Raw genomic sequence first — 15354 nt, forward strand, 5'->3', positions numbered from 1 at the left:
AGTGGCCGCCGCTACTCTCGCTCGTATGGCTGTCTCTACGTCTCCGGAAGCGCCGATCCCGGTCGGCGAGGTGTCCCGGCTCATCGGCGGGTGGATCGACCGGCTCGGCGCGGTGTGGGTCGAGGGGCAGATCACCCAGCTCTCCCGGCGGCCGGGCGCGGGCGTGGTGTTCCTGACGCTGCGCGATCCGTCGTACGACATCTCGGTGAGCGTGACGTGCTACCGCCAGGTCTTCGACAAGGTCTCCGAGGTGGTGAGCGAGGGCGCCCGGGTGGTGGTGCACGCCAAGCCGGAGTGGTACGCGCCGCGCGGCCAGCTGTCGCTGCGGGCCGCCGAGATCCGGCCGGTGGGGGTCGGTGAACTCCTCGCGCGGCTGGAGCAGTTGAAGAAGGCGCTGGCGGCCGAGGGGCTGTTCGCGGCGGACCGCAAGAGGCCGCTGCCGTTCCTGCCGCAGCTGATCGGGCTGGTCTGCGGCCGGGCCAGCGCCGCCGAGCGCGATGTGCTGGAGAACGCCCGGCACCGCTGGCCGGCCGTCCGCTTCGAGGTGCGCAACGTGCCGGTGCAGGGGGTGCACGCGGTGCCCAAGGTCATCGCGGCGGTGCAGGAGCTGGACGCGCTGCCCGAGGTGGACGTGATCATCGTGGCGCGTGGCGGCGGCAGCGTGGAGGATCTGCTGCCGTTCTCCGACGAGCAGCTGGTGCGGGCGGTCGGCGCGGCCCGTACGCCGGTGGTCTCGGCCATCGGCCACGAACCGGACAGCCCGCTGCTCGATCTGGTCGCCGACCTTCGCGCCTCGACGCCCACGGACGCGGCGAAGAAGGTGGTGCCGGACGTCGGCGAGGAGCTGGCCCGCGTCGAGCAGCTGCGGGAGCGGGCCCGGCGCGCGCTCGGCGGCTTCCTGGACCGCGAGGTGCGGGGGCTCACGGCCACCCTGCACCGCCCGTCGATACAGCACCCGCACCGCATGGTGGCGGACCGCGAGGAGCAGGTCACCGCCCTGCTGGAGCGCGGCCGGCGGACGCTGGGGCATCTGCTGGACCGCGCCGACTCCGAGCTGGTGCACACCCTGGCGCGGGTGGTCGCGCTCTCCCCCAAGGCGACACTGGAGCGCGGCTATGCGGTGCTCCAGAAGCCGGACGGGGCGGCGGTGCGCTCGCCCCAAGAGGTGGGCGCGGACGAGGAGTTGCGGGCCAGGGTGGCCGAGGGCGAGTTCCGGGTGCGGGTGGCCGGCCTCCCGGACACCGCGCCGTGACCGCCGGACCGGCTCCGGCACACGCAGATCAGACGCATACGCAGTCATAGGGTGGAAGACATGGCAAAGACGGATGACGTGGTGGAGGCCCCGGCCGGGGTGGCGCCGGTGGACTCCACGCTCGGCTACGAGCAGGCGCGCGACGAGCTGATCGAGGTCGTCCGCCGCCTGGAGGCCGGCGGCACGACGCTGGAGGAGTCGCTCGCCCTCTGGGAGCGCGGCGAGGAGCTGGCGAAGGTCTGCCGCCGCTGGCTGGACGGGGCGCGGGCCCGGCTGGACGCGGCACTGGCGGAGCCGTCGGAGTCGGACGGCCGGAACGACGAGGGCGAGTAGAGCAAAGAGGACGGCGAGGACGACCCGGACGCGGCGCGCACGGCCGGCCGACGGAGCCGCCGGGTCATCGAGCCACGGATCCGTGGGCCCATGGGCCCACGGAGACCGCGATCTACCGGGATCCGAAAAGTCGCCGCCCTGTGAGCCCACTCACAGCTGTCAGCCGTTAGTTGAACTTTAATCTATCTCGGCTACAGTGGTTCTCGTGGACGCCGTAGTCTCCACAGATCCGTTCCCCACCCGACCTCCGAGGTGCCCCCATGTCTCTCGCCCTTGACGCCGCCGCTCAGGACCTGCTGTTCCGCGAGGCCCAGACCGCCAACACGTTCACGGACGAGCCGGTGACGGACGCACAGGTCCAGGCCATCTACGACCTGGTGAAGTTCGCCCCGACCGCCTTCAACCAGTCGCCGCTGCGGATCACCATGGTCCGTTCCGAGGACGCCCGTAAGCGCCTGGTCGAGCACGCCATGGGGGCCAACGGCCCGAAGACGCTGACCGCGCCGCTGACCGTGATCCTCTCCGTGGACCTGGACTTCCACGAGAAGCTGCCGCAGCTCTTCCCGCACGCCCCGGGCGTCAAGGACGCCTTCTTCTCCGAGGCCGCCGTCCGCGAGGCCGCCGGCACCCAGAACGCCACCCTCCAGGCCGGTTACTTCATCCTCGGCATCCGCGCCGCCGGCCTGGCCGCCGGCCCGATGACCGGCTTCAACTTCACCGCCGTCGACAAGGAGTTCTTCGGCGACGGCAAGCAGAAGTCCTTCCTGGTCATCAACATCGGCAAGCCGGGCGCCGACGCCTTCTTCCCGCGCTCCCCGCGCCTGGCCTTCGACGAGGCCGTCGCCACCGTCTGATCCGCTCCGCGGCGGACGGCCGGTGGACGGACGAGACGTACGACGAGGCCGCCGCACCCTTCCCGGGTGCGGCGGCCTCGTCGTACGTCCACCGGCAGGAGCCGCGTGAGCCCGGCCGTCGGCGCCCTGCGCCCGTCAGCCCTTCTTCGCCACCAGGGCCGCGGCCAGCTCCGCGAGCCGCCCGTAGGGGGCGGTGCCGGTGACGACCGTGGTCACTCCGGGCTCCTCACGGACCAGCGCCTTGTACTTGTCGCCCTGGTAGCGGTCCCACTTCTTGCTGCCGACGGCCTGCTCGCCGTCGACCTTCGCGGCGCCCAGCGTGACGTCCTGGATGAACTTCTTCGCGGGCGCGTCGCTCTGCTCGATGGCCGCGTACTCCTGCTCCGGGTCGAGCATGCCCAGGTGCCAGGCGCCGCCCTTGCCGTCGTCGCTCGCCTTGTACGAGACGGAAGTGGCCCGCCAGGTCGTGGGCAGGCCCTCGGGACCGGCGACCGGATAGGGAGCCGCGCGCCGGGCCGTGGTGATCTCGACGCGGTAGTCGACGGTCTGGACCGCGTTCTTCTCGGCGCCCGCACTGTCGTCGTGCGGGATGAAGAAGTAGATCGCCCCGACCAGGACGCCGATCACCGCCAGTGACAGGACCATGTCCTGCACCCTTTGCCTGCCTCGCATACCAGCCACGTCTCTATGGTCCCCCATGCCCGCCGGGCCCCGGACACGCCCCCCTGGGACGTCACTCACCTGCGCAAACGGCCCGCCGGAGGGCGGCCGGCCGGCCCCGTCGCCGCCTGGCCGATGGCTTGCTCATGCGAAGCCCCCCCTGCTCATTTTCGCGGCCTACCGATAAAGTCGTGCTCACCCTCGTCAATCCGGCCGTCGCCGTACAGAAAGGTGCGCTCGATGACCGAGCATCATCTCCCGTCCCAACTCGAAGTCAGCCCGGAGGCGCCGGACCGCAACCTCGCCCTGGAACTGGTCCGGGTGACCGAGGCCGGTGCCATGGCATCGGGCCGCTGGGTGGGCCGTGGTGACAAGAACGGCGCGGACGGCGCTGCGGTGCGGGCCATGCGCGCTCTGATCCACACCGTCTCGATGAACGGCGTCGTGGTCATCGGGGAGGGTGAGAAGGACAACGCCCCGATGCTCTACAACGGCGAACGGGTCGGCGACGGCACCGGCCCCGAGTGCGACGTGGCCGTGGACCCGGTGGACGGCACGACGCTGACGGCCAAGGGCATGGCCAACGCGGTGTCCGTGATGGCGGTCGCCGAGCGCGGCTCGATGTTCGACCCGTCCGCGGTCTTCTACATGGACAAGCTGGCGACCGGCCCGGAGGCGGCGGACTTCGTCGACATCACGGCCCCGGTGGCGGTGAACATCAAGCGGATCGCCAAGGCCAAGAAGTCCGCGGTCGAGGACGTCACCGTCGTCATCCTGGACCGGCCGCGCCACGAGGGCCTGGTCAAGGAGGTCCGGGAGGCCGGCGCCCGGATCAAGTTCATCGCCGACGGCGATGTCGCCGGCGCCATCATGGCGGCGCGCGAGGGCACCGGCGTCGACCTGCTGCTGGGCATCGGCGGTACGCCCGAGGGCATCATCGCGGCCTGTGCGCTGAAGTGCATGGGCGGCACCTTCCAGGGCAAGCTGTGGCCCAAGGACGACGAGGAGCGCCAGCACGCCCTCGACGCCGGCCACGACCTGGACCAGGTCCTCCAGATCGACGACCTGGTCAGCGGCGACAACGTCTTCTTCGTCGCCACCGGCATCACCGACGGCGACCTGCTGCGCGGCGTCCGCTACCGCGCCGAGACGGCCTACACCCAGTCCCTGGTCATGCGCTCCAAGTCGGGCACCATCCGCCAGATCGACTCCCAGCACCGCCTCTCCAAGCTGCGCGCGTACAGCTCGGTCGACTTCGAGCGCCCGAGCTGAGGCCCGCGCACACGCCTCAACTCCGCACCCCGCACAGACACTTCGCCCCCGTCGGAGACTCTCCGGCGGGGGCGAAACGGTCCATACGGCCCGACGATCCGGCGGTCAGCCGGCCGCGGGCATATGGGCGGCGCGCTGGAGCTCCGTCTCGCGGCGCCGTCGCCGGGTCAGCACGACCCGGCGCTCGGCCGCGGTCAGGCCGCCCCAGACGCCGTACGGCTCCGGCTGGAGCAGCGCGTGCTCCCGGCACTCGACCATCACGGGGCAGCGGGCACAGACCCGCTTCGCGGCTTCCTCCCTTGCCAGCCGTGCGGCGGTCGGTTCCTTGGACGGGGCGAAGAACAGCCCGGCTTCGTCCCGGCGGCACACCGCCTCCGAATGCCAGGGGCCGGCCTCGTCGCGAGCGTGCACCCGCGGGGACGGTACGACAGCGGCATCCTGCAGGGGCTGATGCGGTAGCAGCACGGTCTACTCCTGACGACGGCTTCGGCGAGAGAAATCACCCTTGCCCGTCTCGCTGCGCACGGCCTTTTTCGCACCCCGCAGCCGTACGAGAGACGATGCACCAGCCCTACCCGCTGTACGCACGCTTATGCACACCGTGGCGATCGGGAGCGCGGGGCGCGGCGGACGGCTCCCCCGCCGGTCGACCGGATCGCCGCGCTTCAGCCGCCGTATCGCAGGCGGAGCCGCCGGCCCACGCGGCCGGCCGGTCAGCCGCGGTAGCGGTCCCGCCGCTCCCGGCGCTCGGCCCGCCGCCGGTCCATCAGCTCGTGCCGCTCCGCCCGCCGGCGGTCCATCCGCTCGTGCCGCTCGGCGCGCAGCCGGTCGAGTCGCTCGTGGCGCTCCCGGTGCTGGTCGCGCAGCCGGTCGTGCAGATCGTGGATCCAGGCGCCGCGCTTCGGCCTGGCCTCCACACTGCCCAGCAGCGCGAAGCCGTTGACGTGCACGACCGGGGCGTCGGGGTCCTCGGCGTCGTTCGTCTCGACCTCGAAGCTGCCCAGGATCCCGGAGCCGCTGCTGCGCAGCGTGATGTTCTCCGGCACCCGGATCTCGACGCTGCCGAAAAGGGAGGTGACGTTGATCTGGATCTGCTGCTGGGGAAAGACCGCCTCGGTCAGATCGATCTCCACGCTGCCGAAGACCGCGACCGCGTTGATCCGCGCCGGGACCCGCCAGCGGCCCTTGCGGGCGGCGGCACTGAAGATCGCGACGAGGTTCTGGTCGGGGAGGTGGCCGGCCGGCTCGGCGCCGTACGCCGGGCCGGACTGGCGGCCGCGCTCGCCCGCAACCGGCAAGTCCCGTACAACGGGCTCCAGTTCGCCGATGGTCTTGGCGCGGTAGACCGCGTCGATCCGCTCGGCGTGCTCCTCGGCGTCCAGCCGGCCCTCGGCGAGCGCCTCGCGCAGGATGTCGGCGATCCGGTCGCGGTCGGCGTCCGAGGCGCGCAGGTCGGCCCCGGCGACCGGTTCGGCCTGCGGCCGGGCGGCTTCCTTGGTCAGCCGCACCGGCTGCTCCTCCTGCTTCTGCTGCTTCTGAAGCGTTCCGGGCGGGGTCTCGGGGCCCGGTCGTCCCCCGTTGTCTGAAGCGTCCACGGCCACAGCGTACCGAAACGCGATAGATCGCGACTAGAGGAACTCGCGACCCTGCACCTCCACCTACTGAGCCCTACCTCACAGCAGTGCCCGCCGGCCGGGGTTCTACGCTGTTCTGGCGCTGCCGTAGACGTCAGCCACACCCCTCCGAGTTAGGAATCACCCTCAAATGCCTGCCTCCTCCCACCCGGCCCGCCCGGCATTTGCCTACACCGACCTGCTCCCCACCGGGGAGGACACCACCCCCTACCGCCTGGTCACCTCGGAGGGGGTGAGCACCTTCGAGGCCGACGGCCGGACGTTCCTCAAGGTCGAGCCGGAGGCGCTGCGCAAGCTCGCGGCCGAGGCGATGCACGACATCGCGCACTACCTGCGCCCGGCCCACCTCGCCCAGCTCCGCAAGATCCTGGACGACCCCGAGGCATCGGCCAACGACCGGTTCGTCGCCCTGGACCTCCTCAAGAACGCCAACATCGCCGCCGCGGGCGTGCTGCCCATGTGCCAGGACACCGGCACCGCGATCGTCATGGGCAAGCGCGGCCAGAACGTGCTGACCGAGGGCGGCGACGAGGAGGCGCTCTCCCGCGGCATCCACGACGCGTACACCCAGCTGAACCTGCGCTACTCCCAGATGGCCCCGCTGACCATGTGGGACGAGAAGAACACCGGCACCAACCTGCCGGCGCAGATCGAGCTGTACGCGACCGACGGCGGCGCGTACAAGTTCCTCTTCATGGCCAAGGGCGGCGGCTCGGCCAACAAGTCCTTCCTCTTCCAGGAGACCAAGGCCGTCCTCAACGAGGCGTCCATGATGAAGTTCCTGGAGCAGAAGATCCGTTCGCTCGGCACGGCCGCCTGCCCGCCGTACCACCTCGCGATCGTCGTCGGCGGCACCTCGGCCGAGTACGCCCTCAAGACCGCCAAGTACGCCTCCGCGCACTACCTGGACGAGCTGCCCACCGAGGGCTCGCCGACCGGCCACGGCTTCCGCGACAAGGAGCTGGAGGACAAGGTCTTCGAGCTGACCCAGAAGATCGGCATCGGCGCCCAGTTCGGCGGCAAGTACTTCTGCCACGACGTCCGCGTCGTCCGGCTGCCGCGCCACGGCGCGTCCTGCCCGGTCGCCATCGCGGTCTCCTGCTCCGCCGACCGCCAGGCCGTCGCGAAGATCACCGCCGAGGGTGTCTTCCTGGAGCAGCTGGAGACCGACCCGGCGCGCTTCCTCCCCGAGACCACCGAGGAGGAGCTGACCGAGGGCGCCGGCCCGGACCTCGACGCGGTCGCCATCGACCTCGACCAGCCCATGGCCGACATGCTCGCCGAGCTGACCAGGCACCCGGTCAAGACCCGCCTCTCCCTCACCGGCACCCTGGTCGTCGCCCGCGACATCGCCCACGCCAAGATCAAGGAACGGCTGGACGCGGGCGAGGAGATGCCGCAGTACCTCAAGGACCACCCGGTCTACTACGCCGGCCCGGCCAAGACCCCCGAGGGCTACGCCTCCGGTTCCTTCGGCCCGACCACCGCCGGCCGGATGGACGCGTACGTCGAGCAGTTCCAGGCCGCCGGCGGCTCCAAGATCATGCTCGCCAAGGGCAACCGCTCCCAGCAGGTCACCGACGCCTGCGCCGCGCACGGCGGCTTCTACCTCGGCTCCATCGGCGGCCCGGCGGCCCGCCTCGCGCAGGACTGCATCAAGAAGGTCGAGGTCCTCGAATACGAAGAACTCGGCATGGAAGCCGTCTGGAAAATCGAGGTGGAAGACTTCCCCGCCTTCATCGTCGTCGACGACAAGGGCAACGACTTCTTCCAGGACCCGGCCCCGGCCCCGACGTTCACCAGCATTCCGGTACGGCACGGCGCGTAGGGCCCCGGCATAACGTCCCGGAATCCCAAACAACGTTCCGGACGGTACGGTTCACGGCCGTCACCCGCAGCGCGCGGGTGGCGGCCGTCAACGATTCGCCGGATTCCCGCAGCACGCGGCTTTCCGCCCGCTGCGGCCTGGATACGCGCCATGGGGGCCACACGCTCGGCGCGGAGGAACCGTACGGGCGCGGACGGATGGAGGACTTCCGGCGGCAGCAGGCGGCCCGGTTCCCGGTACCTCCGCCGGCTCCGCCGCCTCGGCTCTAACACCCCTTGTGGCGTGGGCAGGCGCACGGTGGCCAGGCGTGGGAGAGGCCGTAGAGGTCGAGGCGGTCGCTGGCGACGACGTGGATCTGGGCGCGTTCCTGGGTGACGACGCCGTCGCGGGTCGTCTTGTAGACGCGCAGGGTCATCAGCGAATGCCGGGATCGCGGGCCGGGCGATGTGTGGCCGGCGCTCAAATCCATGAGAGACGCTCCTGTGGTGCTCGGTGGGGAGTTGACGCTCCCGATAGCCGCGAGGGCGACTGCCGGGATCCGTCGTGGGATCCCCTCAAATTCCAGCGGATTGCTACGTTCCGTGTTCCCATCGTCACCCTGCGGCGTAACCTTGGGAAGGGAGTGAGAACTGATTCCTTCAGCCGTAAGCCGCGGGAAGGGGAAGTGGGGCCGTGCGCAGGGAGATTGATCCGGCGTCATCGATGGCCGCGTTGTTCGGGACGCGGCTGCGGAAGCTGCGGCTCGCCGCCGGGCTGACGCAGACCGCGCTCGGCGACGCGGTGCGGACGCACAGCACGCGCATCAATCAGGTCGAGCGGTGCACGGGGGCCAAGCCGACGCTGGAGCTGGCGCGGGCGCTGGATGCGGCGGTGGGGGCGGATGGATTGCTGGTGGACCTGTGGCCGTATGTGTACCGGGAGATGTTTCCCAATTGGGCCGAGGTCTTCATCGCCCGTTCGGCCCGCGCAGTACTGATACGGCAGTACGCGGCGTCGGTGGTTCCGGGTCTCCTCCAGACAGAGGGTTACGCCCGTGCCGTGCTGAGCATCGGCCGTACGCTCAAGTCGCCGGAGCAGTTGGAGGAACGGCTGGCATCCCGGCTCGCCCGGCAACGACTGCTGCGGCGGCCGGACGGGCCCGTGCTGTGGGTCGTCCTCGACGAGTCGATCCTGCTGCGACCCGTCGGCGGCTCCGATGTGATGCGGGCACAGCTCGCTCGGCTGCTGGAGACCGCCGACGACCCTCGTGTCACGGTGCAGATTCTGCCGTTCAGTAGCGGGGTGCACGGGGCCGTGGAAGGATCCATGACGCTTCTGACACTGCCGGACGAGCCCGAGTGCGCCTACACCGAAAGCTCCGAATGCGGTCAACTCGTGGACGAGCCAGAGGAAGTGGCCACGTTCGCCGAGACGTACGACCACGCTCGGGCCTTGGCCTTGCCGCCGACCATGTCACTCGACATGATCCGATCCGTGATGGAGGGCACCCACCGTGCTGAGCGCATCTGGTCCCGATCTGAGCGTCGCCGTCTGGCGCAAGTCCAGCTACAGCAACAAGGAGGGTGGCGACTGCGTCGAGGTGGCGGAAGGCTTCCTCGACGCCGCGGACTGGCGTAAGTCCATGTACAGCAACCAGGCGGGCGGCAACTGCATAGAGGTGGCCCACGGCCACCCCCATGTCGTCCCCGTGCGTGACAGCAAGGCCCCTCGCGGGCCCGTGCTCGTCTTCCCCGCCGGCGCCTGGGCCGCCTTCGTCGGTGTGCTGAAGGGCTGACGCGCCGCAGGCAGGTGACAAAGCACCGGGCCCGGGAACAGATCGGCGATCTCGGGCACTGTCATGGGTATGAGCGAAAACAGCGCGTACAGGATCGAGCACGACTCGATGGGTGAGGTGCGGGTGCCCGCGCATGCCAAGTGGGGGGCGCAGACGCAGCGTGCCGTGGAGAACTTCCCGATTTCCGGGCAGCGGCTGGAGCGGGCGCACATCGAGGCGCTGGCGCGGATCAAGGGGGCGGCGGCGGTCGTCAACGCCGAGCTGGGGGTGCTGGGCAAGGAGGTCGCGGGGGCGATCGCGGAGGCCGCCGCGGAGGTGGCCGAGGGGCGCTGGGACGAGGACTTCCCGATCGACGTGTTCCAGACCGGGTCGGGGACGTCGTCGAACATGAATGCCAATGAGGTCATCGCGACGCTGGCGAGTGAGCGGCTGGGGAAGGACGTGCACCCCAATGACCATGTCAACGCGAGCCAGTCGTCGAACGACGTCTTCCCGTCGTCGATTCACATCGCGGCGACATCGGCGGTGCTGAACGATCTGATTCCGGGGCTGGAGCATCTGGCGGCGGCGCTGGAGCGGAAGGCGGAGGAGTTCGCCGCGGTGGTGAAGTCGGGGCGGACGCATCTGATGGATGCGACGCCGGTGACGCTGGGGCAGGAGTTCGGGGGGTACGCCGCGCAGGTGCGGTACGGCGTCGAGCGGCTGCGGGTGTCGCTGCCGCGGCTGGCCGAACTGCCGCTCGGGGGCACGGCGGTGGGGACCGGGATCAACACTCCGCCGGGGTTCTCGGCCGCGGTGATCTCGGAGGTGGCGCGGGCGACGGGGCTGCCGCTGACGGAGGCGCGCAACCACTTCGAGGCGCAGGGGGCGCGGGACGGGATCGTGGAGACGAGCGGGCAACTGCGGACGATCGCGGTCGGGCTGACGAAGATCGCGAATGATCTGCGGTGGATGGCGTCGGGGCCGCGCACCGGGCTCGCGGAGATCGGTCTGCCGGACCTCCAGCCGGGGTCGTCGATCATGCCGGGGAAGGTCAATCCCGTTATTCCGGAGGCGGTGCTGATGGTGACCGCGCAGGTCACCGGCAACGACGCGACGGTGGCGGCGGCGGGGGCGGCCGGCAATTTCGAGCTGAACGTGATGCTGCCGGTCATCGCGCGGAACGTGCTGGAGTCGATCCGGCTGCTCGCGAACGTCTCGCGGCTGCTGGCGGACCGGACGGTGGACGGCATCACGGCGAACGTGGAACGGGCCCGGGAGTACGCCGAGTCGTCGCCGTCGGTGGTGACGCCGCTGAACACGTACCTGGGGTACGAGGAGGCCGCGAAGGTGGCCAAGCGGTCGCTGGCGGAGCGGAAGACGATCCGCGAGGTGGTCATCGAGGGCGGTTATGTCGAGCGGGGGCTGCTGACGGAGGAACAGCTCGACGAGGCGCTGGACGTGTTGCGGATGACCCGTCCGTAGCGGTGCCGACGGCCCTGTCGGCAGGGGCGCCGGTGGCCCCTTCGTCACCGCGGGTGCGACGCATGTCACCACGCGCGTAACGCACCGCGCCTAAGATCTGCTCATGACGGCGGACATGGTGGAGACGACGAAGGGCGAAGCGGCCGGCAGAGGTGCGACGGCGGCCGGGTCGGGGCGACCGGCGGTGCCGGGGCGCTGGGCGCCGGGGGACCACATCCTGTGGCGCTACCGGGACAACGCCGAGGCCGACCGGTTCCACATCTGTCGTCCGGTGACCGTCGTGCAGGACACCGAGGAGTTGCTCGCGGTGTGGATGGCGCCGGGCACGCACTGCATCAAGCCGGCGCTCGCCGACGGGACGCCGGTGCACCGCGAGCCGCTGGCCACCCGCTACACCACACCGCGACGCACCGTCCGCGACCAGTGGTTCGGCAGCGGTGTGCTGAAGCTGGCCCGGCCGGGCGACCCCTGGTCGGTGTGGCTGTTCTGGGAGCGCGGCTGGCACTTCAAGAACTGGTACGTCAATCTGGAGGAGCCGCGCCGCCGTTGGGCCGGCGGAATCGACTCACTCGACCACTTCCTGGACATCTGCGTCTATCCGGACCGGCATTGGGAGTGGCGGGACGAGGACGAGTTCGCCCAGGCGCGGCGGGACGGGCTGGTGACGGACGCACAGGCGGACGCCGTCAGGTCCGCCGGGCGCGCCGCGGTCGCACAGATCACGGCGTGGGCCGGGCCGTTCTCCGACGGCTGGGAGAACTGGCGGCCCGATCCGGCCTGGGCTGTTCCGGAGCTGCCGGAGAACTGGGACCGGCCACCCGGTCGTTTGCTCTCGTGAGGCAGCAAACGGGAAAAGAAGAGATTGAAGCGAGTGAAGGGGGCGAACGGTGGAAAGGTGCGCCTATGGGCAATGCTGTTTCCCGCCCCGCGAGAAGCGGTACCCAGCCCCCTTGCTGTGCCCTGGGTCTTCAAACGTAGGATCGTCCTCCGCAAGACTGCACAGGCGCAACTCCAGAACGGGGAAACGAACTTGACCGCGGTCGCAGGAGGGGCGAGATCGTGAGCGCGACAAGCTACGACGCGTACGAGGGGCTGAACCGGTTAGCGCTGGACAGAGCCGGGCAGGCCGAGGCGTTCGACGCGATCGGCGACGCATACGAAGCGGCCTTTCCGCACAAGGACGGGCAGATCGCCTCCGGCGACTGGCTGGCCGGTGCGCTGCCCGCCGGGGCGCGGATCCTGGACGCGGGCTGCGGTACGGGCCTGCCGACCGCCCGTCAACTGTCCGGCGCCGGCCACCGGGTCGTGGGAATCGACCTCTCCCCCACCATGGTCAAACTGGCCCGGGACAACGTCCCGGGCGCCGAATTCCACCGGTTGGACATCGCCGATCTGCGCGGTGGCCGGCTCGGCGGTGCCGGTTCCTTCGACGGAATCGCCGCCTATTTCTCGCTCTTGATGATGCCTCGTGCGGAAATCCCTTACGCGCTGGGCATGCTGCATGATCTGCTGCGTCCTGAGGGGCTGATGGCCCTGGCAATGGTCGAGGCGGATGTCGACGACTTCACCATTCCGTTCCTGGGCAAGTCGATCCGGGTATCGGGATACCTGCGGGACGACCTGCGCCGGGTCGTGCACGACGCGGGATTCGATGTCGTCGGGGAGGACTCGTATGCGTATGCCCCGGCGAGTACGGACGTACCACCGGAAATCCAGCTCTTTATGCACCTGCGACGCGCTTGACCCGCACCGCGTCAGGCGCGCCCGCCCGAGCGGCGCGCCGGGAACGCGGCGCGTAGGCGCCAGCCCCGGACGGATGGAATCCCACGCGTGACGGAGCATCCCACCTCCCACGAATCGCGGCGGTCGGCCCCGACCGCCGCGCCCTCGGCGTCCCCTTCCGCGGGGACGGCCGGGACGGCGCCGCCCGGCGGCGTACCGGATCCGCGCAGCGCCCTGCAGCAGCCCGCCGCCACCGGGTTCGTCCCGGTGCCGGGGACGGGCTTCGCGGTGCGCGGCGGGGACGACATCGGCATCGGCGGTGACCGTTCCGTCACCGCCTCCGCGGGTCCGCCGGACGGCCAGGGAGCCACGCGGGGGGCCGCCGAGCCGGCCGCGGACCACGGTCCGGCCGGTGACGCCTCGCGGGCGTACGGCGATGCCCGCGACAGTTCTTACGGTGCGTCGTACGGCGCACCGTACGGCGGGTCGTACGACCCGTACGGGGAGGTGGCCATGCCCGCTGACGGGCGGCCGGCAGGCGTGCCGGGCGACGAGCCGGGGCACGGGCAGCAGCGCCCGCGGCCGGACGGCGAGGGGGCGCAGGCCGCAGGGGCGCAGGGGCCTCCGACGGTGCCGCCGGCGCGTTCGGCGCATCCGGGCGAGAGCGGGGAGAACCGGGAGACGGCCGCGGCCCGGCAGGCGAGCGGTGACCGGCTGCGGTTCATCGGGGCGGCGACCCGGCGGATCGCCCGCGGTATCGATCTGGACGAGATCGTGCTGGGGCTGTGCCGGGCGACGGTGCCGACGTTCGCCGACGCGATCCTGGTGTATCTGCGCGATCCGCTGCCGGTGGGCGACGAGCGGCCCACCGGCCCGGTGGTGCTGCGGCTGCGGCGTACCGACCGGATCCCGGAGGAGCCGGACACCAACGGGCTGCGGCTGCCGGTACTGCCCGCGCAGCCGGATCTGGGGCCCGCGATGGGCGGTACGGCGGCGGAGCTGTCGGAGGTGCGTCCGGGCGGGCCGCTGGCCGAGGTGCTGCGCGGGGTGCGCCCGCTGTTCGGTGAGGCGCAGGCGGCGCGGACCGCGCTGCCCGAGCTGCTGGGGCCGGACACCCGGCTGCCGGGCGGCCACCGGGTGATCCTGGCGCCGCTGCGCGGGCGCCGGCGGGTGATCGGGGCCGCGGTGTTCCTGCGCCGCCCGGACCGGCCGGCGTTCGAGCCGGACGATCTGCTGGTGGCGGCGCAGCTGGCGACGCACACCGCGCTGGGCGTGGACAAGGCGGTGCTCTACGGCCGGGAGGCGTACATCGCCGACGCGCTGCAGCGCACCATGCTGCCGGACTCGCTGCCGCAGCCGACCGGCGTCCGGCTCGCCAGCCGCTATCTGCCGGCCGCGGAGACGGCCCGGGTGGGCGGCGACTGGTACGACGCGATCCCGCTGCCGGGCAGCCGGGTGGCGCTGGTCGTCGGCGACGTCATGGGGCACTCGATGACCTCGGCGGCGATCATGGGCCAGCTGCGGACGACGGCGCAGACGCTGGCGGGGCTGGACCTGCCGCCGCAGGAGGTGCTGCACCACCTCGACGAGCAGGCCCAGCGGCTGGGCACGGACCGGATGGCGACGTGCCTGTACGCGGTGTACGACCCGGTGGCGCACCGGATCACCATCGCCAACGCCGGGCATCCGCCGCCGGTGATGCTGCACCGCGGCGGGCGCGCGGAGGTGCTGCGGGTGCCGTCCGGGGCGCCGATCGGGGTCGGCGGGGTGGACTTCGAGGCGGTGGAGCTGGACGCCCCGGCGGGCGCCACCCTCGTGCTGTACACGGACGGCCTGGTCGAGTCGCGGATCCGGGACGTGTGGACCGGTATCGAGCAGCTGCGGGAGCGGCTGGCCGAGACGGCCCGGCTGACCGGTCCCAATCCGCCGCCGCTGGAGCCGATGTGCGACGAGGTGCTGGACATGCTGGGGCCCGGCGACCGCGATGACGACATCGCGCTGCTGGCGGCCCGGTTCGACGGGATCGCGCCGAGCGATGTCGCGTACTGGTATCTGGACCCGAAGGCGCAGACGGCCGGGCAGGCGCGCCGGCTGGCCCGCCGGGCGCTGGCGCGCTGGGGTCTGGACGAGCTGACCGATCAGCTGGAGCTGCTGGTGAGCGAGGTGGTCACGAACGCGGTGCGGTACGCGGAGCGGCCGGTGACCCTGCGGCTGCTGCGCACGGACGTGCTGCGCTGCGAGGTCGGCGACGACGTGCCGCAGCTGCCGCGGCTGCGCCAGGCCCGGCCGTCCGACGAGGGCGGGCGCGGGCTCTACCTGGTCAACCGGATGGCGCGGCGCTGGGGTGCGACCCGGCTGAGCATGGGCAAGGTCGTCTGGTTCGAGCTGTCGATGCCGCCGGGGGCGCCGCGCGGCTGACCCGTGCCGCCGCCCCGTACGCAGGGACCCCGTCCGGACCGGGCGGGGTTCCTGGCTTTGCGGAGCTGCGGCCACTTTCGCCCTTGCCGACATGCCGCGGACGGCGTTGACTGCTTGGGTGGGGACAAAAGGGACTGAAGGGG

The 15354-nt window shown here is 71.3% G+C and carries 15 protein-coding genes; 11 read left to right on the forward strand and 4 right to left on the reverse strand.

All coding sequences use genetic code 11. The features are described 5' to 3' along the window. The first annotated feature begins 25 nt into the window (after positions 1–25). The 3 genes from xseA (at position 26) to GR130_RS34045 (ending at position 2439) form a co-directional block, all read left to right on the forward strand. Positions 26–1252 carry an exodeoxyribonuclease VII large subunit gene (xseA, locus tag GR130_RS34035; protein WP_201305074.1) on the forward strand — a complete coding sequence of 409 codons (1227 nt, stop codon included), beginning with the start codon at positions 26–28 and terminating at the stop codon, positions 1250–1252. Positions 1253–1312: 60 nt separating this feature from the next. Further along, positions 1313–1585: an exodeoxyribonuclease VII small subunit gene (locus tag GR130_RS34040; RefSeq protein WP_159508267.1), complete on the forward strand. Its 273-nt coding sequence runs from the start codon at positions 1313–1315 to the stop codon at positions 1583–1585. 260 nt (positions 1586–1845) lie between these two features. Continuing rightward, on the forward strand, positions 1846–2439 hold the full coding sequence (locus GR130_RS34045) for a malonic semialdehyde reductase (protein ID WP_159508268.1): 594 nt from the start codon (positions 1846–1848) through the stop codon (positions 2437–2439). Positions 2440–2574: 135 nt separating this feature from the next. Here the strand turns inward: GR130_RS34045 and GR130_RS34050 are convergent, their stop codons facing one another. Beyond that, on the reverse strand, positions 2575–3111 hold the full coding sequence (locus GR130_RS34050) for a DUF4245 domain-containing protein (protein ID WP_159510385.1): 537 nt from the start codon (positions 3109–3111) through the stop codon (positions 2575–2577). Between the two features lie 228 nt (positions 3112–3339). On the opposite strand from GR130_RS34050, the gene glpX reads away from it, so the two are divergent. Continuing rightward, positions 3340–4371: a class II fructose-bisphosphatase gene (gene glpX / locus GR130_RS34055; RefSeq protein WP_159508269.1), complete on the forward strand. Its 1032-nt coding sequence runs from the start codon at positions 3340–3342 to the stop codon at positions 4369–4371. A gap of 105 nt (positions 4372–4476) precedes the next feature. Here the strand turns inward: glpX and GR130_RS34060 are convergent, their stop codons facing one another. Together GR130_RS34060 and GR130_RS34065 are read right to left on the reverse strand one after the other, a co-directional pair. Beyond that, entirely contained in the window at positions 4477–4836 is a 360-nt protein-coding gene (locus GR130_RS34060) for a WhiB family transcriptional regulator (RefSeq protein ID WP_159508270.1), read from the reverse strand. A gap of 248 nt (positions 4837–5084) precedes the next feature. Next, positions 5085–5966: a DUF1707 SHOCT-like domain-containing protein gene (locus tag GR130_RS34065; RefSeq protein ID WP_236573784.1), complete on the reverse strand. Its 882-nt coding sequence runs from the start codon at positions 5964–5966 to the stop codon at positions 5085–5087. A 169-nt stretch (positions 5967–6135) separates the two neighbouring features. On the opposite strand from GR130_RS34065, the gene GR130_RS34070 reads away from it, so the two are divergent. Further along, entirely contained in the window at positions 6136–7833 is a 1698-nt protein-coding gene (locus GR130_RS34070) for a fumarate hydratase (protein WP_159508271.1), read from the forward strand. Positions 7834–8098: 265 nt separating this feature from the next. On the opposite strand, the gene GR130_RS34075 is transcribed toward GR130_RS34070, so the two are convergent. Next, positions 8099–8302 (reverse strand): hypothetical protein, encoded by a 204-nt coding sequence (locus tag GR130_RS34075; protein WP_159508272.1) that lies wholly within the window; start codon positions 8300–8302, stop codon positions 8099–8101. 233 nt (positions 8303–8535) lie between these two features. Here GR130_RS34075 and GR130_RS34080 point away from each other — a divergent pair, with 233 nt between their 5' ends. The 6 genes from GR130_RS34080 (at position 8536) to GR130_RS34105 (ending at position 15211) form a co-directional block, all read left to right on the forward strand. Continuing rightward, complete coding sequence (locus tag GR130_RS34080; RefSeq protein ID WP_159508273.1) at positions 8536–9450, forward strand: helix-turn-helix domain-containing protein; 915 nt, start codon at positions 8536–8538, stop codon at positions 9448–9450. Then, a complete protein-coding gene (locus tag GR130_RS34085) occupies positions 9350–9607 on the forward strand; it encodes a DUF397 domain-containing protein (protein WP_159510387.1) in 258 nt (85 codons plus the stop codon). Before GR130_RS34080 ends, GR130_RS34085 begins: the two co-directional genes overlap by 101 nt. A 69-nt stretch (positions 9608–9676) precedes the next feature. Then, the gene (locus GR130_RS34090; protein ID WP_159508274.1) at positions 9677–11071 is read left to right on the forward strand and encodes a class II fumarate hydratase; all 1395 of its coding nucleotides are present in this window, start codon (positions 9677–9679) and stop codon (positions 11069–11071) included. Positions 11072–11174: 103 nt separating this feature from the next. Next, positions 11175–11909 (forward strand): cytidylyl-2-hydroxypropylphosphonate hydrolase, encoded by a 735-nt coding sequence (gene fomD, locus GR130_RS34095; RefSeq protein WP_443043713.1) that lies wholly within the window; start codon positions 11175–11177, stop codon positions 11907–11909. A gap of 221 nt (positions 11910–12130) precedes the next feature. Continuing rightward, on the forward strand, positions 12131–12814 hold the full coding sequence (locus GR130_RS34100; RefSeq protein WP_159508275.1) for a class I SAM-dependent DNA methyltransferase: 684 nt from the start codon (positions 12131–12133) through the stop codon (positions 12812–12814). Between the two features lie 87 nt (positions 12815–12901). Next, positions 12902–15211, forward strand: a complete 2310-nt coding sequence (locus GR130_RS34105; RefSeq protein WP_159508276.1) for a SpoIIE family protein phosphatase — start codon at positions 12902–12904, stop codon at positions 15209–15211. The last annotated feature ends 143 nt before the right edge of the window (positions 15212–15354 follow it).

Source organism: Streptomyces sp. GS7 (assembly GCF_009834125.1).
Lineage (GTDB): Bacteria > Actinomycetota > Actinomycetes > Streptomycetales > Streptomycetaceae > Streptomyces.